Here is a 21,347-nt window from a genome sequence, read left to right as displayed (position 1 = left end):
CATCAACGGCAGGCAAAAAAGGACAGCTGATGAGTACCACGAGATTGCCCGGCCCGACCGTCGCGACGCTGACTGTCACCACCCCTAGCGACCGTGAGGTCAGTATCACCCGTATCTTCGATGCCCCACGCCCGATGGTGTTCGACTGCTGGACCGTTCCCGAACTTTTGAAAGGATGGCTGCATGGCCCGGACGGCTGGCGGCTGGAGACCTGCGAGATCGACCTCAGGGTGGGCGGCGCGGCGCGCTATGTCTGGCGCCACCGCGACGGCCAGGCCATGGGCATGAGCGCCACCTATCGCGAGATCGACCGTCCGAACCTGATCGTCGCGACCGAGCTGTTCGACGAGGACTGGACCGGCGGCGAGGCTCTGGGGACCGTGACTTTCACTGAAACCAGCGGCAAGACACTGCTGACGCAGACGATCCTCTACGCATCGCAGGCCGCGCGCGAAGCAGCCCTCGCCACCGGCATGATCTCCGGCATGGCCGACAGCTATGCCCAGCTCGATGCTTATCTGGTTTCCCTCCAGAACGCCGCCAAGGGCGCCGCCTGACGTTTCATACGAAAAGCACAAAGGAGAAGACGATGCAGAAGATCACTACCTTCCTGTGGTTCGACGGCCAGGCCGAGGAGGCCATGAACCACTACGTCTCCATCTTCAAGAATTCGAAGGTGCTGAGCGTGACGCGCTGGCCCAAGGGCCATCCCCAGGAAGGTCAGGTGCTGGTCGCCTCGTTCGAGCTCGACGGCGTGACCTTCCAGGCCCTCAACGGCGGGCCGCAATTCAAGTTCACCGAAGCGATCTCACTGTCGATCGACTGCAAGACGCAGGAAGAGGTGGATCATTTCTGGACCAGGCTCACCGAAGGCGGCGGCGAACCAGGACGCTGCAGCTGGCTGAAGGACAAGTTCGGTGTTTCCTGGCAGGTCGTGCCGGAACAGCTGCCGCGCCTGCTTCAGGACCCGGACAGGGAGAAGGCCGGCCGCGCGATGCAGGCGATGATGCAGATGGGCAAGATCGACATCGCCAAGATCGAAGAGGCGGCGAAGGGGTGAGAATTAGTGAATGGTGAATGGTGAATGGTGAATGGTGAATGGTGAATGGTGAGGATTAGCAGCCGCTCTTTCCCGACTACTACTCATTATTTACTATTCACTATTCACTATTCACCATTCACCATTCACCAGAAATCACGCAGCCTTGTCGCGCACCTGGTAATCCTTGACCGCGGTGAAACGGATCGCCTTCCAGCGCTCGGCCTCGTAGTTGAGCGAGAAGGCGTGCTGGGCGAGGAAGACCGGATCGTTGTCGAGGTCACGCGCGATGTCGCCGCGATGGCCTTCGATGAAGCGCTGCACCTCCGCCCTGTCGTCGGCCGAGATCCAGCGACAGACCGAGAAGCGCGACATCTCGAAATCGACGGGCAGCGTGTATTCGATGTTGAGCCGCTCTTTCAGCACATCGAGCTGCAGTGCGCCGACGACGCCGACAATGGCGGGTGAGCCGTCCTCCGGCGAGAAAAGCTGCACGACGCCTTCCTCGGCCATCTGGTGCAGCGCTTCCTTCAGCTTCTTGGCCTTCATGGCGTCGCCGAGGCGGACGCGGCGCAGGATTTCCGGCGCGAAGTTCGGAACACCGCGGAACAGGATCTCCTCGCCCTCGGTCAGCGTGTCGCCGATGCGCAGCGTGCCGTGGTTGGGAATGCCTACGACGTCGCCGGCAAAGGCCTCGTCGGCGGTGACGCGGGTGCGGGCGAAGAAGAACTGCGGCGCCGACAGGCTCATCGGCTTGCCGGTGCGCACCAGCTTGGCCTTCATGCCGCGCTCGAGCTTGCCCGAGCAGACGCGGACGAAGGCGATGCGGTCGCGGTGGTTGGGGTCCATGTTGGCCTGGATCTTGAAGACGAAGGAGGTCATCTTCTCCTCGGTCGCCTCGACCGTTCGTTCATCGGCTTCCTGGGCGCGCGGCGGCGGCCCGTAAGCGCCCAGCGCCTCGATCAGATCGCGCACGCCGTAATTGCGCAGTGCCGAGCCGAAATAGACCGGGGTCAGATGGCCTTCGCGGAAGGCTTCCACGTCGAGCGGGCGGCAAGCTTCGCGCGCGAGCTCCAGCTCCTCGATGAAGTCGTTGCGCTCGTTTTCCGGCAAAAGCCCGGCGACGCGGTTGGAATCCGGACCGTGGACCGGCGTGCGCTCCTTCTCGTCGTCGCTCCTGCGCACGGCGTTCTGCGCCAGGTGGTAGGTGCCGGAAAACGTCCTGCCCCGGCCGATCGGCCAGGTGACGGGTGCCGTGTCCAGCGCCAGCTTCTGCTCGATCTCATCGAGGATCTCGAACGGATCGCGGCTTTCGCGGTCCATCTTGTTGACGAAGGTGATGATCGGGATGTCGCGCAGCCGGCAGACCTCGAACAGCTTCAGCGTGCGCGGCTCGATGCCCTTGGCGGCGTCGATGACCATGACGGCCGAGTCGACTGCCGACAGCGTGCGGTAGGTGTCGTCGGCGAAATCCTCGTGGCCGGGCGTGTCGAGCAGGTTGAAGACGTTGTCGTCATATTCGAAGGTCATCACCGAGGTGACGACCGAGATGCCCCGCTCGCGCTCGATCTTCATCCAGTCGGATCGGGTCTGGATACGGTCCTTCTTGGCCTTGACCTCGCCGGCAAGCTGGATGGCGCCGCCGAACAAAAGCAGCTTTTCGGTGAGCGTGGTCTTGCCGGCGTCGGGGTGGGCGATGATCGCGAAAGTGCGGCGGCGCGATACCGCCTGTTCGATGTCTTCTGCCAAGTCGTGGAATCCTGTCTGTGGCGCGGGCTTCTAGCAGCGCTTGTCCGGCCTGTCGACGGTTTTGGGCAGATCGGCTCGACCGAGCAACCCAGCCGGCGGGCCCTGGCACAGAAGAATCCAGCCTCTTTCAGATCCGCTCGCCATGGCCTTCCTTGCGGCCCAATCTGGCGACCGCGCGTATCTCCGCGCGCCCGATGCCGATGTCTCGCAGCAGATAGTCCGGTAATTCATCCAACCGGGCCCGGTCCCTGCGAATGCGGACGATGCGCGCAAGGGGACTTATGCCGGAACGGCAGATTTCGATGGCCGTAGCGAAAAAGCGCCCGAGCGCCGACCGATTGGCGACGAACTCCTGGCCTAAGATAGTCATGGTCATATCTCCGTTGGTTTGAACGATGAAATTGGGAGAGCCGTTGAATGGCCCTCCCAAAAAGGCTTGTCGAAGAAGAGGTCAGGACCGATCGCGATCGCGCTCGCATGTTGTGGAGCTTCGCGGTCGCCCCTTTCACGCGGCGGCGTAGGCCGTCGTCGGATCGAACAGGCGCTTGACCTCAGTGACCTTCGTCGCCGGGAAGCCGCTCATCTTGGCATGGCGCTGGATGATCGCCTCGTCCTTGGCGAGGTAGACGCAGAAGGTCTTGTCGTCCGCCACGAAGGATTCCACCCACTGAATGTCCGGGCCGAGCTCGGCCAGAACGGCGTTCGAGGCCTTGGAGGCGTCGCGAAGCTGCTCGCGCTCGAAGGTGCCGACCTTGGGGATTTCCCGTTCGATGATGTATTTCTGCATGTCGCAATCTCCTTGATCAGAGGTTCAAATGCCTCCGGACACTCGACCAGGTCGGTGCCGGTGACATTCCTGGGGCCGCTGAGCTAAACTGCAGCTTGGCCCGCCAGGCAGATGGAGAATTACGCAAGAGGCGGCCGACAGTCCTTACGCCGCCCTTATCTTCTTCTGATCCTTTGCCTATTGCCGTTTCGGGGATTGCTGCCGATGGGAATTTATCGCTTCGGCGATTTCGAGCTTAACGAGGACTCCCGCGCCCTTCGTCTCGCCGGACGCGAGGTCGAGGCGCAGCCCCTGGTCTTCGATTTCCTCGCCATTCTGCTGCGGCATCAGGACCGGGCCATGAGCAAGGACGAATTGCTTGAGACGCTGTGGCCGGGCGTGACGGTGACCGAAGCCTCCTTGCAGCGCGTAGCGAGCCTTGCCCGCGGCGTTCTTCGCCAGGGCGGCATGGAGACGACGCTGCGCAACCTGCCCCGCTTCGGCTACCGGATCTGCCTCGACCAGCTGGCCGCTTTGGACAACCGGCCGGCCGATGCGAGCGGCAAGCCTTCGAGCCCCGGCTCGTCAATCCTGTCGGCACGCTCGGCCGTTGCAGGCAGAAAATGGCACGAGGCCGCGGCTTCTTTCGCAAAAGCGGATGCCGCCGACGAGCTGCTGACGGCCGATTTCGAAGAATGGGCGTTGGCGCTGGAATGCATGGGGCGGCCGGCCGAAGCCATCCCGCTTCTGGCGCGCGCGGTGACAGCTTACGGCGTGGCCGGCGAGCGCTTGCGTGCGGCATCCCCGGCAATCACGCTCGCCAGGATCCATCTCGAGAGGGGCGAGCTTGCCGTCGCCAAGGGCTGGCACAAGCGCGCCGCGCAGCTGATCGACAACGCCGCCGACAGCAGGGAGCACGGCCTGTGGTGCTGGATGGGGGCGCGCATCATGGGCGCGGAAGCCGAGCCGGAGCAGGCGCTTGCGCTCGCCGAACAGGCTTTTGCCGTCGGCAAAAGTCTTGAGGATCCGGTCGTGGAGTCGCTCGGTCTGATCTATCGCGGCTTCTTCAAGCTCTGCCTCGGCGAAACCAAAGCCGGGCAGGAAGACCAGGATTTTGCCGCCGCACTCGGTCTTTCCAGCGACGTGGACCCGGTCGTCGGTGGAATCCTCTACTGCAACATTCTCTGGGCCTGCCGGAATTTCGGCGACTGGGCGAGGGCCAACCAGTGGACCCTCGGCTACGAAGACTGGTGCAGGGGACATGGGCTGGAAGACCTGTCGGGCTCGTGCCGCCTGCATCGCGCCGAGGTGCTCGGTGTACTCGGCACGCTGAAGGAAGCGGAGGCCCTGGTGCGCGCGGCACTCGACCAGCTCGCGCTCGACGCGCCCTGGGCGACGGGCGATGCCTTACGTGTGCTCGGCGACATTCATCTCGCGGCCGGAGAATTCACGGAAGCGGAAACGGCCTACCGCGCTTCGCATGCAGCGGGCTGGGATCCGCAGCCCGGCCTAGCGCTGCTGCAACTCGAGCAGGGCCAAGCGGAGGCCGCTTTCAGCGCCCTTGAGCGCTCCCTAGTGGGGAACGGCTGGCCGACCCTGCAGCGGCGAGGCATGGTCCTTGCCACTCTCGCCAAGGTGGCGGCGCGCACCAATCGGCCTGAGCGCGCGAAAGAGGTGATCGCCGAATTGGAGACCCGGCCACAGCGTTGGCCAACGGCCTCCATACCGGCGCTGACCGCTGAGGCCAAGGCAGAGCTTTTCATACAGGAGGAACGCCTCACCGAAGCTGCTCGGGAACTGCAGATCGCATGCTCGCGCTGGAATGAGATCGGCTCGCCCATCAACGTCGCCGACGCCAGGCTTTCGCTCGCGGCGCTGCTCATCCAGTTGGGCGATCGCACCGGCGCGGAGCTGGAGCTCGGCACCGTGCTTGCTGTCGCAAGGAAAGTCGACTCACCGCGTCTCATGCGGCGATATGAAGAGCTGACCGGACTGCTCCCCGGCGCGAAGAGAGGAGCGCTTGGCTAGCCACGCAAAGCCCTGTCAAACCTGCCTTGCGACCTGCCTGGTGCCTCCCGCGACCTGCTGTGCGGACTACGCCGGTTGCCGTCTCGTTATCAGGGCCGTGTCTCCGGGGGAAGCCGGCTTACATTCCGGATCATGCTTCGGCCTGGGCCGGCTCAGCCATGCGGTTCGACTGAACGATTTCAGGAAGCCAGCCGGCAATGGCGCTGCCTATCGCGTCAGCATGGTCTTCCTGCAGATAATGCGCGCCGGGCCCCAGATTGATGAACCGGCAGTTCTTCAGCTCTGCCGCGAATTGCCGTGCCGCCTGCGGCGAAATCAGCGCGCCGGGATCGCCCGCGAAAAGCAGTTTCGGATAGGAGGAAAGCCGCAGCGCCCGATGGTCGTGCTCGCTGATGGCGGCGACATCCGCCGGCTGGCCCTCGATCGGCAATTCCCTTGGCAGGCGCAGCACCGGCTTGCGCGACTGGGGTGTAGCGAATGGCTCCCGATAAGCGGCCATCTCCTCATCGCTCATTGTGCGCAGCACCGAGGCTGGCAGCACTTTCTCGACGAAGACGTTGTCCTCTAGGACCAGCTTTTCGCCAACGCCGGGCGTGCGCAGCGCCTTGAACAGTTCGCGCGCCTGCTGGCGCTGATGGAAATCCTCCCAGTGCTCGAAAGGCCGGATGAATTCCATGAAGGCAATGCCCAGAATGTGTTGCGGCCGCCTTGCCGCGAGATGGAACGCAAGGGCGGTGCCCCAGTCCTGGGCGACAATCACCAGGTCTTTGATGTCGAGTGCCTCGAGGAAGGCATCGAGGTAGCGAACGTGATCGAAGAAGCGATAGTCGATATCGGGCTTGCCCGACTGGCCGTAGCCGATCAGGTCCGGCGCGATGCAACAGTCGACCGGCGCGACATGCGGAATGATGTTGCGCCAGATGTAGGAGGAGGTCGGGTTGCCGTGGAGGAACAGCACCGTCGGGCCGGATGTGCCGGCCTCCAGATAGGACATGGTGGAATCGAGCACGGCGACCTCTGAACGCCGCAGCGCGGCAGCGCCGGTCTGTTGTCCGTCGGTTTTCGAACTCATCGCGCTGTCTCCTTCCCAAACACGGTGCCGAAGATGATTTTCTTGAACCGCTCGAGCGGCTCCGGATTGCGCTCGACCTTCATGCGCAGCATGGCGCCCTGCCAGGACGACAGCAGGAAATCGGCGAGGTCCTCGGCATCGAATGCGTTGGTGATCTCGCCCGCCGCCTGGCCTTCGGCAATGCAAGCCGCGAATGGCTGGCGCCAGCGCTCGAAAATGTCGACCAGCCGCCGCCTGAGCGGCTCGCTGTGAACCGCTGTCTCAAGGCTGAGATTGCCGATCATGCAGCCGCGCGCCCAGTCATGCGCTTCAAGCTTCGAGGTGATGACATCGAGATAGCGGCGGAGCCTGCCGGCCGGACGCGTGCCATCCTGCGCCAGCGCCTTTTCGACCAGCCCGCTGACATAGGCGAAGTAGCGTTCCAGCACCTCGCCGGCGAACTCTTCCTTGGAGGCGAAGTGATTGGTGAAGGAGCCCGGCCGGGCACCGGCCGCGGCGACGATGTCGCGCACGCCGGCGGCCGAATAGCCGGAATTCCAAATGGTCTGGAAACCGGCTTCGAGAAGGTTTTCGCGGAGTGATCGTCTAGCCATGCGCAAATAATACGTACGTACGTATTGATGTCAAGCGACGAAAAATTTTGCGTTGGCAAGGGCCGCGGCAAATGGCAGTGGGGAGGTCCGGGACGTGAAGCCGAGGAGGAAAATATCGTGGCCAAGCAAGTCATCGTCATCGGCGCCGGCATCATCGGCGCATCGTTCGCCTGGCATCTGACAAAGGCCGGAGCGCGGGTGGCGGTCGTTGCCGAAAGCGGCGCCGGCGGTGTCGCGACACCAAATTCCTTCGCCTGGATCAATGCCAGCTGGGGCAATCCGGAAACCTATTTCCGGCTGCGCATCCGCGCCATGGCCGAGTGGAAGCGGCTGGCAAAAGACTTGCCGGGATTGCCGCTCGCCTGGTGTGGCGGCCTGTGCTGGGACCAGCCGGCGGACAGGCTCGAAGCCTATGCGGTCGAGCATTCGTCCTGGGGTTACGGCATCGAGCGGATCGGCGCCAAGCAAGCAGCGCGCATAGAGCCCAATCTCGCGGAGTTTCCCGAGTTTGCCCTTTACGTTACAGAGGAAGGCGTGGCCGAACCGGTCGCCACCGCCAGAGCGCTGCTTGCCGATGCCGAGCGGCGTGGCGCGCGGATCGTCAACGGGACCGTCGATAGGCTGGCGCTGTCCAACGGACAGGTCATGGGCGTCGTCGTTTCAGGCGAAACCATCGCCGCCGACGAGGTGGTGATCGCTGCCGGCGCCGGCTCTCCGGCGATCGCCGCGACGGCCGGAATCAGGATCCCGATCGAGACGCCGCCCGGCCTGATCGTCCATTCGCGCCCCTACAAGAAATTGCTCAACGGGCTGGTGCTGGCCGACAAGCTGCATATGCGTCAGACGGCCGAGGGACGCATCATCGCCGGCTCGGATTTCGGCGGCGGCGATCCGGGCGAGGATCCGGAAGCCGCCGCGCGCGAGTTGTTTGCGGCTACAAATGCGATGCTGCGCGACGCGGATGGGCTGGAATTCGATTTCCACACCGTCGGCTACCGGCCTACCCCGGTCGACGGGTTTCCGATCGTCAGCCGCGCCGACGGTATCGGCGGCCTCTATATCGCCGTCACTCATTCCGGCATCACGCTGGCGCCGGCGGTCGGCCTGTTTGCGGCCCGCGAAATCCTCGAGGGCGAGCGCGATACGTTGCTCGCGCCATACGCTCTGTCGCGTTTCGCTTAGAGCTATTCACGCAATCCCGGACGGAAAACCGCTTCGCACTTTTCCTGCAATTGCTTTAGTAGCCCGGCGGCCGCCGAAAGCCGCCGCTAAGCGTCGCGATCGCCGCGGCGATGCCGAGCAGCCGCGCCTCCGACCATTTCCTGCCGACGAGCTGCAAGCCGATGGGCAAGCCGCTGGTGTCCTGCCCGCAAGGGATCGCGATCGCCGGGTGGCCGGAATAGTTGAAGACCGCGCCATGGGCCGGCAGCATCCAGTAGCTCTCGTCCTTGCCGTCGACCTTGAGCGGGCTGCCAGACTTGCAATGCGGGAAGGCCGTGGTCATCGCGACCGGACAGAGCAAGGCATCGCAGCTTTCGAAGAAGCGTTCCCAGGTAAGGATCGACCGGTCGCGGCGGGCGAGCGCCGCGAACCAACGCGACACCGTCGTCGGCTGATCCGGCGGCTCCGGTTGGGCGGCCTCCAGCATCATGCCGATCAGCTTGCCGCCCTCGGCGAGATCGTCGTGCAGATCGAGCTTCGGCAATTTCGCTTCCTCCACAGTCGCGCCAGCTGACGCGAGTTCCGCGGCCAGGCTTTCGACGGCGGCACTGATCTCGGCGGCAACCGGGAAGCCGGGGAAGGCATTTGCGCAGGCGATGCGCAGCGATTTCAGTTCGAGCTTCGGCGTCGGGTCAAACGGGACCGGCGCCAGATCGGTATCCGCTCCGTCCGGCCCGGCAATGATCCGATGGATCAGCGCCAGATCCTCGATGTCGCGGGCAAGCGGGCCGAGACAAGACATCAGTCGCACACTGCGCGGAGTGCCGCCCGGATCGGGGAAGGCGCCGGCCAGCGAGACGCGATGCTCGGTCGGCTTCAGGCCATAGACGCCGCAAAAGGCAGCCGGCAGGCGGATGGAATCCTGCATGTCGGTGCCGATCTCGAACGGCGTCATGCCTGTTGCGACGGCGGCGGCTGCCCCGCCGCTGGAACCGCCTGCCGTGCGTGACAGATCCCAGGGATTGCTCGTGCGGCCGAAAAGCGGATTGTCCGACTGCCAGTCGGCCAGCATGGTGGCGACATTGGTCTTGCCGACCAATACGGCGCCGGCGGCCTTCAGCCGGGCGACGACGGGACTGTCAAGCCTCGGCACATAGCCGGCAAAGGGCGGGAAGCCGGCGGTGGTCCTCATGCCCGTGGTCTCATGCGCGTCCTTCAAGGTGAACGGCACGCCGTGCAGCGGGCCGGGCGTGTCGCCGCATGCCAATGCCGCATCGGCCTGCCTGGCGCGCTCGACTGCGCCTTTTCGGTCGAGCGTGACGACCGCATTGACCGCCCCGTTGTGCCTGTCGATCTGCGCAAGGTGGGCATCGAGGGCCTCCACCGCCGAGATTTCCCGCGCGGCGATCCCAGCGGCGAGTTCGATGGTCGAGGAAAACACGATATCCATGGCGAGCGCTCCGTCTGCCTCTCGCGCCTGTCCATCAACATGGCGGATGGCGGCACGGCTTCAAGCCGAATCCTGCATTGCGTGCCAAGCCGCGCTTGATTGAAATTGCGCCGGGCGCATGATTGCCTCAGCCCGCCAGCGCCAGCTCGGCGACAGTGGGCGCGAACGGGCGGATGCTGGTGCAATTCCCGGTCATGGTGACAAAGCTCGACTGCGGGATCTCGTGCCACGCACGGCCATCGCGATCGAACGGCTCGGAGACGATGCAGCGGCCGCCCCCCTTGGCGAAGGCCCCGGTGTAGAGCGTCGGCGCCTGGTCGTCAGTGGCGTAGCGTATCGCGTAGAGTGCCTGCCCGTCACTGAAGGCGGCCGTGAGCTTCAGCGACGGGTCGATACCGGCAAGGCGTGAGGCTTCCAGGACACGGTTGGTGGCGCGCGAGACGGCGCCATGCGGGTCGCGGGACAGACCTTCAGCGATGATGAGCAAAAAGAAGAGCTCGGAATCGGTGGTGCCCTCGCGCTGGTCGAAGACGGCATCGGGGAGCGAATTCTCCAAGGCGCGGCGGATCTTTTCGAAGCCGCCTATCTGGCCGTTGTGCATGAACGACCAACGGCCGGAGACGAAGGGATGACAATTCATGCGGCTGGTGCCGCCGCTTGTCGAGGCGCGCACATGAGCCAGGAACAATCCGGATTTGATCTGCCGGCAGAGGCTTGCCAGGTTGAGATCGGACCAGGCCGGCAGGGTATCCCGATACCGGCCAGGCTCCGGCCGGTCGCCATACCAGGCAAGGCCGAAGCCGTCGGCGTTGGTCGGTGATTTCGCCTCCCGCGCGTGACGGCTCTGAACGATCAGCGAGTGGCAGGGCGCGGTGACGATCTCTTCCAGGAAGATTGCTTCGCCGAGATAGGCGGCCCATCTGCACATTGTTCAGTCATCCTCTTTTGCGCATCAAATCGAGGCCGCGAATGAAATCCATTCACGGCTCCGTAAGGCGCCACAGATGACAGGAGGACGGTTTGGCGTCCTTACGTCGGGCTGATGTTTTGCTGATCCTTTGCCGAAGATTGTCCAGAAGACGCCGGCAATCCGTCGCGCCACTGGCCCGACCCCCAGGTCGTAGGTCTGTCGGCGGGTTGAGATCGCGCTTAGCCGACCAGTGCCAGCTTGCTCGCCACAGGGGCAAACGGGCGGATGCTGGTGCCGTCCCCGGTCATGGTAACGAAGCTCGACGGCGGGATCGCCTGCCACTCGCCGCCGTCGCGGTCGAACGGCTCGGAGACGACGCAGCGGCCGCCGTTGCGGAAGGCGGCGGTGTAGAGCGTCGGCGCATGATCGTCGGTGGCGTAGCGCACGGCGTGGAGCGCCTGCCCATCGGAAAAGGCGGCGGTGAGTTTCAGCGACGGCTCGATGCCGGCGCGGTGCGAGGCTTCCAGCACGCGACTGGCGCCGCGCGACACCGCGCCTTGCGGGTCAGTGGACAGACCCTCGTCGATCATCAGAAGAAAAAAGAGTTCGGAATCGGTGGTGCCTTCGCGCTGGTCGAAGACTTCGTCGGAGAGCGAATTCTCCAACGCGCGGCGGATCTTTTCGAAACCGCCGATCTGGCCGTTATGCATGAACGACCAGCGGCCGGAGATGAAGGGATGGCAGTTCATGCGGCTGGTGGCGCCGCCGGTCGAGGCGCGCACATGGGCGAGGAACAGGCCGGACTTGATCTGCCGGCAGAGGCTTTTCAGGTTGGGGTCCGACCAGGCCGGCAGGATGTCGCGATAGAGGCCGGGCTCGGGGCGGTCGCCATACCAGGCAAGGCCGAAGCCGTCGCCATTGGTGGGCGACTTGGCCTCCTGGGCACAGTGGCTCTGGGCGATCAGCGAGTGGCAGGGCGCGGTGATGATGTCTTCGAGGAAGACCGCTTCACCCAGATAGGCCGCCCACCGGCACATCGCATTCCACCATCTATCAGGCGCGGTCCAACTGAGTCGTCGGCTCCTTGACCGCGTGTGCGCCTCTGTTGTGCGTGCGCTCATAGAGCTCGCGAACGATTCGGCTGGCCGTAGTCTCGAACAGAAATGGCAAGAAAGCGTGAACGAGCGCAGCGCCCGCGGCCATCGACAGGCGCGAGCAGAACCAGGCTGCAAAGGCCATGTGACCGAAATAGGTCTCGCCGACCTTTTCCGGGTGAGACGTGAAGAGTGCCGTAAGCCGCGTCGTCATGGTGGTCCCTCCTGCCGGGATGAGCCCCGATGCTGGGTATCCTGCCACGCGCCGAAGGTTCATCGATCCCAACTTGTCCTTGCGTTCAGCCTTGTTTTGGGACATTCATCCCAATAATGGCATCCGATATCGACGAAATTGATCGAAGATTGCTGGCTGAGCTGCAGCGCGACGGCACGCTTTCGGTCGACCAGCTGTCGGAGCGCGTGGCGCTGTCGCGCAACGCCTGCTGGCGGCGCGTCAAGCGGCTGGAGGAGGACGGCGTCATCACCGGGCGCGTGGCGCTGGTCGATGCCGACAAGCTTGGGCTCGGCCTCTCCGTGTTCATCCTGATCCGCACGTCGAACCACGACCCGGACTGGCTGCAGAAATTCCGTGCGGCGGTGACCGGCTTTGCCGAGATCACCGGCGTCTATCGGATGTCCGGCGACCTCGACTATGTGCTGAGAGCCCGAGTCGCCGACGTCAAAGCCTATGACCGGCTCTACCAGCGACTGATCGCCAAGGTGGCGCTGTCGGACGTCTCCGCTTCCTTCGTGATGGAAGAGATCAAGGAGACGACCATCGTTCCGGTAGAGCTGCGCTAACGCTACCGGAACCGCGCTCAAAGAAAGCCGTTGATAGGCTTGCCGACGAGTTGACCGAATCGGCATTCGCGTCGATAGGAATGGGCTCATGCGCACCGCTGTCTATCCTTCCTCCGTCATCGGCCCCACCGTCGGTTTCGTCAGGCTTCCGCATGGCGAGGGCTTGCCGCTGCCCGGCTATGAAAGCGCGGGCGCCGCCGGCATGGACCTGCGCGCCGCGGTGCCGGAAGACCGGCCGCAGCTGATCCTGCCCGGGAAACGCGCGCTGGTGCCGACAGGGCTGATCCTGGAAATCCCGGAAGGCATGGAAGGCCAGGTCCGGCCGCGCTCCGGGCTTGCCTTCAAGCATGGGCTCACCGTCCTCAACACACCCGGCACCATCGACAGCGACTATCGCGGCGAGGTGAAGGTGCTGCTGATCAATCTGGGCGATGAGGATTTTGCCGTGACGCGCGGCATGCGGATCGCCCAGATCGTGTTTGCCGCAGTGACGCAGGTCGCCAGCGAGGAGCGTGCGCTGGCGGGCGGCACGACGCGCGGGGCCGGTGGTTTCGGGTCGACCGGCACGGCGTAATGCGAGTTCCAAAGCTGGTCATCTTCGACTGCGACGGGGTCCTGGTCGATACCGAGAACCTTGCCAATCGTCGCCTTGCCGAATGGCTGAATGCCGCCGGTTTCGAGACGACCTTCGAATATTGCCGCAAGCATTTTTCCGGCCGTAGCATGGCCTCGGTGCAAAAGGAGATCGAAGCGGAGACCGAGGTCAGGCTCGGCGCCGATTTCGTCGAGCGATGGAACGCCGGCCTGCCGGACCTGTTCGCACATGGCGTCGAGACTATCCCTCACGTCTGCGACTTCATCGAGAAGCTGCGTGCCGCCGGCATCGCCTATTGCGTCGCCTCATCGGCGCGGGTCTCGAAGATGCATATCACGCTCGGCCAGACCGGGCTTTTGCCGCTGTTCGAACACGCCATGTTCTCCTCGACCATGGTCTCGCGCGGCAAGCCGTTCCCCGATCTCTTCCTCCACGCGGCAGCGACGATGGGTTTCGCGCCGGCCGACTGCATCGTCATCGAGGACAGCGTCGCAGGCACCCAGGCCGGCATCGCCGCCGGCATGCGCGTGTTTTCCTACTACGCCGATCCGTTCTCCGACCCCGCCGGCCTGGCCGCGGCCGGCGGCATCCTGTTCGACGACATGCGGGAGTTGGCCGGGTTGGTGCCGATCCACTGATACCGCGCCGGCTGCGCGCTGCAACGCATCGTGCTAGCGTGAGCGCCTTCGAGGGGCGCTTTCGATGATTTCCGTCTTATCCCGTCTCATGCTTGCGTGCTTACTGCTGCCATGCCTGTGGGCGGCGGCGGACGCACAGGCCGTCAGCTTTCCTGAGCTGAACCGCGCCATTCCCGGGCATCAGGACGTTACCTATCTCGACCTTGCAAAAATGGTCGTTCCCGATCTCGCCGCCGGCGATGACGGTTTCTACAAGGGAAGCGCGCCGATCGAGATGCGCCATATAATCGGCGGCGATGAGGGCGGCTCGCCGCCAGAGAGCATCAACCTGCCCAATGCCGCCGTTCTTCCCGTCAAGGCCGGCGGCAAGGACCGGCTGACCATGCTTTTCGACCTCGGGCAGGCGCAAGACAGCGCCGAAGGGTTTGCGGTGCTGGCGCTCTACGATCTTGCGGGCAAGCCGAGGCTGCTCGACGCCACCAATGTCGCCACCGACCGGAACAGCTATTTTCGCGATCCCGGCAAGCTCGCGCTCGGCCCCGGCGACGACGCGCTCATCACCATGAGCATGCATTTCAATTCGAACCAGGGCTATGTCAGCACGATGCTGATCCTGGTCCGCGACGACCGTTTCGAACCGATCGATCGGATCAACACCTTCGACGAGAATGTCTGTGCCTACAAGCGCACGCAGGACCTGACGTTCCAGACGCAAGGCGACGAAAAACCCCACGCGGCGATCAAGGCGACGGTAACCGATGCCACGGCGCCGAGCGGGGAAAGCTGCGAGGAAGCGGCACCCCAAGCCGCGTCGCACGACATTTCGGTCACCTATCATTGGGATGCATCCAAGTCGCGCTACGTCGCGGATTCCGACGCCTTCGAGAAATTGTCAGCAGAAAACGAGAAACGCTTCTGAACGAAACGCATTCATTTGCCCGGCCCCGGTCCGCGCGATAGATTTCCCGTCACAACCCCGATCACGATTGAGGACCCGCCATGGACAAGGGCAAGATTTTTCGCGATCTGCACGCCTCCACCTTCGTCATGCCCAATCCCTGGGATATCGGCACGACCAAGCTTCTGGCTTCTTTCGGTTTCAAGGCGCTGGCCACGACCAGCGCCGGCTTTGCCTTCTCGCGCGGCCTGCCCGACGGCGCCGTAACCTTCGATGCCATGATCCACCATTGCCGCGAAGTGACGGCTGCAACGGACCTGCCGGTTTCGGCCGACCTCGAGCGCGGCAAGGGCGACAGCCCCGAGCAGGCGGCCGAAACCATCTTCGCGGCCGAAGCCGCCGGCCTTGCCGGCTGCTCGATCGAGGACCATACCGGCGACCCCGGGAATCCGATCTACGATTTCTCGCATGCCGTCGAACGCGTCGCCGCGGCCGTCGAAGCGGCCCGGGCGCTCAAGCGCGATTTCGTCTTCACCGCGCGGGCCGAGAATTTCCTGTGGGGCAAGACCGACCTCGACGACACGATCAAGCGGCTGCAGGCCTTCGAGCAAGCCGGCGCGGATGTGCTCTACGCACCGGGCTTGAGCGATGCGGAGACCGTGCGGACGGTCTGCTCGGCGGTGTCCAAGCCGGTCAACGTCATGGCGCGGCCCGGCTTCACTATCGCTGATCTTGCGCAGGCGGGCGTCAAACGCGTCTCGCTCGGGCCATGGCTGACGAATTTCGCCTATGGCATGCTGGAAACGGCGGCTCGCGAGATCCAGCAGGACGGCACCTTCGGCTTCACCCGCGCCGCGATGCCATTCGGCAAGCTGCAGGCACTGTTCCGCAGCGGCGGCACTGAGTAGGTCAGACCCGTTCGCGCGCGGACACCGCCTTGTGCAGATGCACCATCATGGCGGCCGCGAAAAGCGGCGTCAAAAGATTGAGCAGCGGCACGGCAAGGAAGACGGCAATAAGCGGTCCGGCCAGGAACACCGTGCCGGCATATTTGCGGCGCAGCACCTTGGCTTCGGCTTCAGGGCGAAAACGCATGGCGGTGAATTCGAAGAACTCGCGGCCGAGCAGATAGCCGTTGACGATGAAGAAGGCCGCGATGTTGATGCCCGGCACCAGAAGCAGAAGCAGCGCGACGATGTTGCCGAGGATGACGACGCCGAAGAATTTTATCGCCAGCACCAGAGAATGCAGCGCCGGCATGGCGCGGCCGGGCGGATCGCCCGGATAGTCGGTGCGCTCGACCACCTCGGCGACGTCGTCGAGGAAAAGGCCGGCGATGATTGCCGTCACAGGCGCGATGAGCAGCGCCATCCCAACGGCCAGAATGATGCCGGCGATGATGCCGCCCAGCCATCCGGCCCAGGAGGGCAACCCGGGAACAAGCGTCTGCAGCCATGGCCATGCCAGCCATTCGATCAGGCTTTCGATGCCGAACCACAGCGCCACCAGCGCCAGCAGCGTCAGGCCCAGGGTCTTCAGAAAGACAGAGCGGAATTCGGGCGAGAACAGTTGGCTGGCGGCGGCGCGGGCGGCGTCTAGGATCACAGGAGTTCCAATCCCCTCATCGAGAAAGACGCTTCCGAGATAGGCGGGCCTGGCGGCCGGCGCAACTACCGAGCGAGCCTGGCCTGACGAGCCGGAATGGTCATGGCGGCGACGCCGACGACGACGAAAGCCATGCCGAGCCAGGCCGTCGGCCCAAGGCTCTCACCCAGAAAGAGGGCGCCGATGCCGACGCCGATCGGCACGCGCAGATAGGCCTGCGAGGTCGTGCCGACCGAACCAAGCGTGTGAATGAGGCGGAAGAAGATCGAGAAAGCGAGCGCGGTGGAGAAGACCGAAAGCCCTAGAAGGGCAAGGATCGATGCCGTCGATGGCGTCAATGTCCACGGCCGGTCGAAGACGAGGCTCAAGGGAATCAGGATCGCGGCGCCGCAGATCATCGAACCGGCCGCCGGCAGCATCGGATCGAGTCCCCTGAAGTTGCGGCCGAATATGGCGGCACCGGCATAGCTGACGGTAGCGGCGATGACGGCAAGCTGTGCCCACAATTGATGGCCGAGTCCGCCAAGAGCCTCGGTTCCGACGATCAGGCAAATGCCGGCAATGCCGGCGCCGACGCCGACCAGCTTGCGCAGCGTCACCGGTTCGTGGCGGGTGATCAGCGCCGTCAGCAGGAAGGTGAAGATCGGCGATGTCGCGTTGAGGATCGTGGCAAGGCCGGCGTCGATCGAGCGCTCGGCGGCGGCGATCAGCGTGAACGGGATGACGCTGTTCAGGCAGGCCTGAAACATGAAGCGGCGCCAGTTCACCGCATCCCGCGGCATGGCAAGGCCGCGCCAGCGGATGAGGCCAAGCAGAATGCCGCCGGCGATCAGCGTGCGTCCGGCGATGAAGGTTATCGGCGGAATCGTCTCGACGCCGATCTTGATGAAAGTGTAGGAGGCCCCCCACAACACCGCCAGCACGCCGAGCAGCGCCAGTTCGGTGGTCATTTCGGTCTTCTCGGACATCTTGTGGTTCGTGCCTTCAGCCTGTTGCCGGAACGATCCGCTTCTAGAGCAGTTCACCGTTTCACGGAAACGCCGAACTGCTCTAACTATTTGTTTCTACGCAATTCCGGACGGAAAACCGCTCACACTTTTCCTGGAATTGCTCTAGCTCAAGACCAAGCGGAAATGTTTCAATGTCGGTGAAACCATAGCCGTCAAGGGCGTGACTGATATGGGCCAGTTCGATGCGAACACTGCCGCAGCCGGCGAACAAACCCGGTCGAGGCCGGCGCGCCAGTAAAAGGCGCCGATTTTCGGGGTAGGCAAAGCGGTTGCAAGCCGCTAGACCCGCGCCCGGCCGGCATGGCAGAAAGCCGGTACTCGTTGGCGGAGACATTGATGCCGGAATATGACGTGCTTTGCATCGGCAATGCCATTGTCGACATCATCGCGCAGTGCGACGAGGCCTTTCTCGAAACCAACGGCATCATCAAGGGCGCGATGAACCTCATCGACACCCGGCGCGCCGAGCTGCTCTACAGCCGCATGGGGCCGGCGATCGAAGCTTCGGGCGGCAGCGCTGGCAACACGGCGGCGGGTGTCGCGAGCTTCGGCGGCAGCGCCGCCTTCTTCGGCAAGGTGTCGAACGACGCGCTCGGCGAAATCTACACCCACGATATCCATGCCCAGGGTGTGGCCTTCGACACCAGGCCGCTCCAGGGCGAGCCGCCGACGGCGCGCTCGATGATCTTCGTCACGCCGGATGGCGAGCGTTCGATGAACACCTATCTCGGCGCCTGCATCGAGCTCGGGCCGGAGGACGTTGAGGCCGACAAGGCCGCCGGCGCCAAGGTCACCTATTTCGAAGGCTATCTGTGGGATCCGCCGCGCGCCAAGGAAGCGATCCGGCAGACCGCGCGGCTCGCGCATGCCGCCGGCAGGGAAGTGTCGATGACACTATCGGATTCCTTCTGCGTCGACCGCTACCGCGACGAGTTCCTGGATCTGATGCGCTCGGGCACGGTCGATATCGTTTTTGCCAACAGCCACGAGATCAAGTCGCTCTACCAGACCGCTTCGTTCGAGGACGCGCTGGCTGCGATCCGCAAGGATTGCAAGATCGCCGCCGTCACCCGCTCGGAAAAAGGCTCGGTGATCGTGCGCGGCAACGAGACCGTCACCATCCAGGCGACCACCATCAAGGAGCTGGTCGACACGACCGGCGCCGGCGACCTTTATGCCGCCGGCTTTCTTTATGGCTACACGGCCGGCCGCAGCCTCCAGGATTGCGGCGATCTCGGCTCGCTGGCGGCCGGGCTGGTGATCCAGCAGATCGGTCCGCGCCCGCGCCAGAATCTGCGCCGCGAAGCGGAACAGGCCGGGCTGATTTAGCGCCTCTTACCTCTCCCCTTGTGGGAGAGGTCGGATTGCCCCGATTTGCCCTTCGCAAATCGGTTGGCAATCCGGGTGAGGGGTAAGCTGGCGTCAAGCTGGAACACCCCTCATCCGTCGCCTTCGGCGACACCTTCTCCCACAAGGGAAAAGGGAAGAACGCCATTTGTCGCGCGGCTGTCATAGATCGCTCCTACAGGCAATCTGGGCGTTCCGCGACTGACATTTCGGGACGTCCGCAGCAGTTGGGGTGCCACATGCAAGACAGCAACCTTTACGGTCGCTGCGTCTGTTGCCGTTGCGATTGCCGCTTTCCGTTGTAGCCGTTCAAAAAACGCCGCGGCTAAGGGAGGAGCGCGGCGCGCAAGACAGATGCATGACCAGATTTCAGAATCCGCCTGAGGGAATTTCGCAAGAGGCCTTGGCCGGCCTGGTGGCCGAGGCCGTGCGACAGGCATTGACGCAGCATGGCGTCCTGCTGGATGCGGAGGCCCTGGTTTCCGCCAGCGCGATGGCTGGCGCGGTTGCCGCCGCCCTTCCCTTCCTGCCGCAGGCGCAGCGGCTTGCAATCAGCTCCGTCAAAGGCGGCTGGACCGAGCTGACGTCCGAGTTTTTCCGCTCGATGGCGGAAAGGATCGCGCGCGCCGACCAATCGGGTGCCGACAGTCCGGGCGAAGGCCCGACGATCGGGCCTGCCAAGCCTGCTTCCCGGCCGCTGGCCGAGCGAGCCTTTGAGCTCCAGTCGATGCTCATCGAAGACTGGGCCGGCGAGGTTGCCGGGTCGACCTATCTGGAAGAGACATTCCGCATACCCCGCTCGACGCTGCATCGCTGGCAAAGACGTGGCGAGGTCGTCGCGCTTCGCAAGGGCGGCCGCAAACATGTCTTCCCGCTCGCCCAGTTCGTCGACGGCAGGCCTGCTCCGGGCATAAGCGAGGTATTGGCGGCGATCAGCAATCCGAGGCTGGCCTGGTTCTGGCTGACCCGGCCCTCCACCGAACTGGATGGCCGCATCCCCATCGAAATGCTGCGCGAAGATATGATCGAGGACGTCGTTCGCGTCGCGCGCAGCTTGTCCTGATCCCCCGCCTTTTCAAGGTGGTTTTGCGCTTTTTGGAACACTGCGTCCGGAAATATTATCCGGCTATCTTTCCGTCGTAAAACTGTAATAAACGGCACATTCGGCACATCTCTCAGCTTAAAATTGCGTGCATTACGTATATGTTGTGCAATATGTGCCATTCTTTTCAAATATGTGACGTGATATTTGCGCAACAAGACCTTGGTAAGATTCCAAAAGACGCTTTTCAGACACAATCTCTGTTGTGAACGAATGCCGATTAGGCCATGTCGAGGGCGAAGAAGCGACGCCGGTGCGCGACTTCTTCAACGATGGGGACGGGGCGGCAGAGCCGGCAAGGCATGCGCAGACCTGTCTTGAACCTTTGACTGGAGATTCAAGAAAATGAACATCAAGAGCCTTCTACTCGGCTCCGCTGCGGCGCTGATCGCAGTTTCGGGCGCCCGCGCCGCCGACGCGGTCACCGTCGCCGAGCCGGAACCGGCCGAATACGTCAAGATCTGCGACGTCTATGGCGCAGGTTACTTCTACATCCCCGGCACAGAGACCTGCCTGCGCGTCGGTGGCTATGTCCGCTATGACGCTGGCGTGGGCGATGTCGGCTCGTTCGACGGTCGCACGGCCACCGATCACGAGGACGGTGACGCCCAGGACTCCTGGAACAAGAACGCCCGCTTCAATCTGAAGACCTGGACCGGCCAGGAAACCGAGCTCGGCACGTTGAAGACCTACACCGAGACCAAATTCAACTTCAAGAATGGCGGCCCGACCTCGAGCCCGACGCTGAGCTTCGCCTGGATCCAGCTTGGCGGCCTGCGCGTCGGTAAGGACGAAACGCCTTACGACCAGTTCATCGGCTATGCCGGCAACGTCATCCAGGACACCATCATTCCTTACGGCATCAAGGACACCAACGTCGTCAGCTACTACTTCGATGCCGGCAGCGGCATCTCGGGCGTGATCTCGCTCGAAGAAGGTTCCGACACCACGGGCTCCACCGCCATTCACGGCACCATCGACAGCTACGTTCCCAATGTCGTCGGCGGCTTGAAGTACAAGGGCGACTGGGGTGCGATCACCGGTGTCGTCGCTTATGACAGCTCCTACGAGGAAGTGGCCGGCAAGGTTCGCCTGGACGTCAACGTCACCAAGGAACTGTCGCTGTTCATCATGGGTGGCTACGGCACTGACGACAACTTCAACGACGGCAGCTGGGCTATCCCGGCGCGTGGCCGCGGATTCTACAAGCCGTGGGGCGGCAACTGGGCGGTCTGGGGTGGCGGCACCTACAAGTTCACCGACAAGGCGGCTTTCAACCTCCAGGTTTCGGCCGACGACGCCAAGAATGCCGCCGTTGCGGCAAACGTAGCCTATACGATCGTTCCCGGCTTCACGATCACGACCGAAGTTGACTATGTCCACGACGGCAAGTTCGGCGACGCCGACGATTTCAACTTTACAAAGGCCGACAAGAAGAACAGCTGGGGTGGCATCGTCCGCTTCCAGCGCTCGTTCTGATCGAAGTCCA

23 protein-coding genes are annotated in these 21,347 nt (G+C 63.7%); 12 read left to right on the top strand and 11 right to left on the bottom strand.

What is annotated here, in order from left to right; translation table 11 throughout:
- Positions 1-29 precede the first annotated feature (29 nt).
- Entirely contained in the window at positions 30-557 is a 528-nt protein-coding gene (locus tag RFM40_RS24535; protein ID WP_320278422.1) for an SRPBCC family protein, read from the top strand.
- A 32-nt stretch (positions 558-589) separates the two neighbouring features.
- Positions 590-1,060, top strand: a complete 471-nt coding sequence (locus tag RFM40_RS24530) for a VOC family protein (protein WP_320278421.1) — start codon at positions 590-592, stop codon at positions 1,058-1,060.
- A 135-nt stretch (positions 1,061-1,195) separates the two neighbouring features.
- On the opposite strand, the gene RFM40_RS24525 is transcribed toward RFM40_RS24530, so the two are convergent.
- The 3 genes from RFM40_RS24525 to RFM40_RS24515 all read right to left on the bottom strand — a co-directional run bounded on the left by RFM40_RS24525 (position 1,196) and on the right by RFM40_RS24515 (position 3,575).
- A complete protein-coding gene (locus tag RFM40_RS24525; RefSeq protein WP_320278420.1) occupies positions 1,196-2,788 on the bottom strand; it encodes a peptide chain release factor 3 in 1,593 nt (530 codons plus the stop codon).
- A 127-nt stretch (positions 2,789-2,915) separates the two neighbouring features.
- Positions 2,916-3,158, bottom strand: coding sequence for a DUF1127 domain-containing protein (locus RFM40_RS24520; RefSeq protein WP_320278419.1), 243 nt, complete (start codon positions 3,156-3,158; stop codon positions 2,916-2,918).
- Positions 3,159-3,293: 135 nt separating this feature from the next.
- Positions 3,294-3,575: a DUF4242 domain-containing protein gene (locus RFM40_RS24515; protein ID WP_320228232.1), complete on the bottom strand. Its 282-nt coding sequence runs from the start codon at positions 3,573-3,575 to the stop codon at positions 3,294-3,296.
- Between the two features lie 204 nt (positions 3,576-3,779).
- On the opposite strand from RFM40_RS24515, the gene RFM40_RS24510 reads away from it, so the two are divergent.
- A complete protein-coding gene (locus RFM40_RS24510; protein ID WP_320278418.1) occupies positions 3,780-5,582 on the top strand; it encodes a winged helix-turn-helix domain-containing protein in 1,803 nt (600 codons plus the stop codon).
- Positions 5,583-5,712: 130 nt separating this feature from the next.
- Here the strand turns inward: RFM40_RS24510 and RFM40_RS24505 are convergent, their stop codons facing one another.
- Positions 5,713-6,654 (bottom strand): haloalkane dehalogenase, encoded by a 942-nt coding sequence (locus RFM40_RS24505; RefSeq protein WP_320278417.1) that lies wholly within the window; start codon positions 6,652-6,654, stop codon positions 5,713-5,715.
- On the bottom strand, positions 6,651-7,247 hold the full coding sequence (locus RFM40_RS24500; RefSeq protein WP_320278416.1) for a TetR/AcrR family transcriptional regulator: 597 nt from the start codon (positions 7,245-7,247) through the stop codon (positions 6,651-6,653). Before RFM40_RS24500 ends, RFM40_RS24505 begins: the two co-directional genes overlap by 4 nt.
- 117 nt (positions 7,248-7,364) lie before the next feature.
- Here RFM40_RS24500 and RFM40_RS24495 point away from each other — a divergent pair, with 117 nt between their 5' ends.
- Positions 7,365-8,429 carry an NAD(P)/FAD-dependent oxidoreductase gene (locus tag RFM40_RS24495; protein WP_320278415.1) on the top strand — a complete coding sequence of 355 codons (1,065 nt, stop codon included), beginning with the start codon at positions 7,365-7,367 and terminating at the stop codon, positions 8,427-8,429.
- A 55-nt stretch (positions 8,430-8,484) separates the two neighbouring features.
- Here RFM40_RS24495 and RFM40_RS24490 read toward each other — a convergent pair whose 3' ends face one another.
- From RFM40_RS24490 to RFM40_RS24475, 4 genes are all read right to left on the bottom strand, one after another.
- On the bottom strand, positions 8,485-9,858 hold the full coding sequence (locus RFM40_RS24490; RefSeq protein WP_320278414.1) for an amidase: 1,374 nt from the start codon (positions 9,856-9,858) through the stop codon (positions 8,485-8,487).
- Positions 9,859-9,985: 127 nt separating this feature from the next.
- A complete protein-coding gene (locus tag RFM40_RS24485) occupies positions 9,986-10,786 on the bottom strand; it encodes a class II glutamine amidotransferase (protein ID WP_320278413.1) in 801 nt (266 codons plus the stop codon).
- 221 nt (positions 10,787-11,007) lie between these two features.
- Positions 11,008-11,805, bottom strand: a complete 798-nt coding sequence (locus RFM40_RS24480; RefSeq protein ID WP_320278412.1) for a class II glutamine amidotransferase — start codon at positions 11,803-11,805, stop codon at positions 11,008-11,010.
- A gap of 16 nt (positions 11,806-11,821) precedes the next feature.
- Complete coding sequence (locus RFM40_RS24475) at positions 11,822-12,076, bottom strand: DUF6356 family protein (protein WP_320278411.1); 255 nt, start codon at positions 12,074-12,076, stop codon at positions 11,822-11,824.
- 116 nt (positions 12,077-12,192) lie between these two features.
- Between RFM40_RS24475 and RFM40_RS24470 the strand changes: the two genes are divergently transcribed.
- The 5 genes from RFM40_RS24470 (at position 12,193) to RFM40_RS24450 (ending at position 15,702) form a co-directional block, all read left to right on the top strand.
- Entirely contained in the window at positions 12,193-12,663 is a 471-nt protein-coding gene (locus tag RFM40_RS24470) for an Lrp/AsnC family transcriptional regulator (protein ID WP_320218529.1), read from the top strand.
- A gap of 88 nt (positions 12,664-12,751) precedes the next feature.
- Positions 12,752-13,237, top strand: a complete 486-nt coding sequence (gene dut, locus RFM40_RS24465; RefSeq protein ID WP_320228223.1) for a dUTP diphosphatase — start codon at positions 12,752-12,754, stop codon at positions 13,235-13,237.
- On the top strand, positions 13,237-13,896 hold the full coding sequence (locus RFM40_RS24460) for an HAD family hydrolase (protein WP_320278410.1): 660 nt from the start codon (positions 13,237-13,239) through the stop codon (positions 13,894-13,896). Before dut ends, RFM40_RS24460 begins: the two co-directional genes overlap by 1 nt.
- 64 nt (positions 13,897-13,960) lie before the next feature.
- Positions 13,961-14,815, top strand: a complete 855-nt coding sequence (locus tag RFM40_RS24455; RefSeq protein ID WP_320228221.1) for a hypothetical protein — start codon at positions 13,961-13,963, stop codon at positions 14,813-14,815.
- 80 nt (positions 14,816-14,895) lie between these two features.
- Positions 14,896-15,702 carry an isocitrate lyase/PEP mutase family protein gene (locus tag RFM40_RS24450; protein ID WP_320228220.1) on the top strand — a complete coding sequence of 269 codons (807 nt, stop codon included), beginning with the start codon at positions 14,896-14,898 and terminating at the stop codon, positions 15,700-15,702.
- 1 nt (position 15,703) lies between these two features.
- Here RFM40_RS24450 and RFM40_RS24445 read toward each other — a convergent pair whose 3' ends face one another.
- Positions 15,704-16,399: a sulfate transporter family protein gene (locus tag RFM40_RS24445; RefSeq protein WP_320278409.1), complete on the bottom strand. Its 696-nt coding sequence runs from the start codon at positions 16,397-16,399 to the stop codon at positions 15,704-15,706.
- Positions 16,400-16,464: 65 nt separating this feature from the next.
- Positions 16,465-17,367 carry a DMT family transporter gene (locus RFM40_RS24440; RefSeq protein WP_320218524.1) on the bottom strand — a complete coding sequence of 301 codons (903 nt, stop codon included), beginning with the start codon at positions 17,365-17,367 and terminating at the stop codon, positions 16,465-16,467.
- Positions 17,368-17,745: 378 nt separating this feature from the next.
- Here RFM40_RS24440 and RFM40_RS24435 point away from each other — a divergent pair, with 378 nt between their 5' ends.
- The 3 genes from RFM40_RS24435 (at position 17,746) to RFM40_RS24425 (ending at position 21,337) form a co-directional block, all read left to right on the top strand.
- Complete coding sequence (locus tag RFM40_RS24435) at positions 17,746-18,738, top strand: adenosine kinase (protein ID WP_320228218.1); 993 nt, start codon at positions 17,746-17,748, stop codon at positions 18,736-18,738.
- Between the two features lie 376 nt (positions 18,739-19,114).
- On the top strand, positions 19,115-19,819 hold the full coding sequence (locus tag RFM40_RS24430; RefSeq protein ID WP_320278408.1) for an antitoxin Xre/MbcA/ParS-like domain-containing protein: 705 nt from the start codon (positions 19,115-19,117) through the stop codon (positions 19,817-19,819).
- 384 nt (positions 19,820-20,203) lie between these two features.
- Positions 20,204-21,337, top strand: coding sequence for a porin (locus RFM40_RS24425; RefSeq protein WP_320278407.1), 1,134 nt, complete (start codon positions 20,204-20,206; stop codon positions 21,335-21,337).
- Positions 21,338-21,347 lie beyond the last annotated feature (10 nt).

This window comes from Mesorhizobium captivum (assembly GCF_033977165.1).
GTDB lineage: Bacteria > Pseudomonadota > Alphaproteobacteria > Rhizobiales > Rhizobiaceae > Mesorhizobium > Mesorhizobium captivum.
Note: the sequence above shows the minus strand (reverse complement) of the source record. Positions and strands in the feature narration are given on the sequence as shown.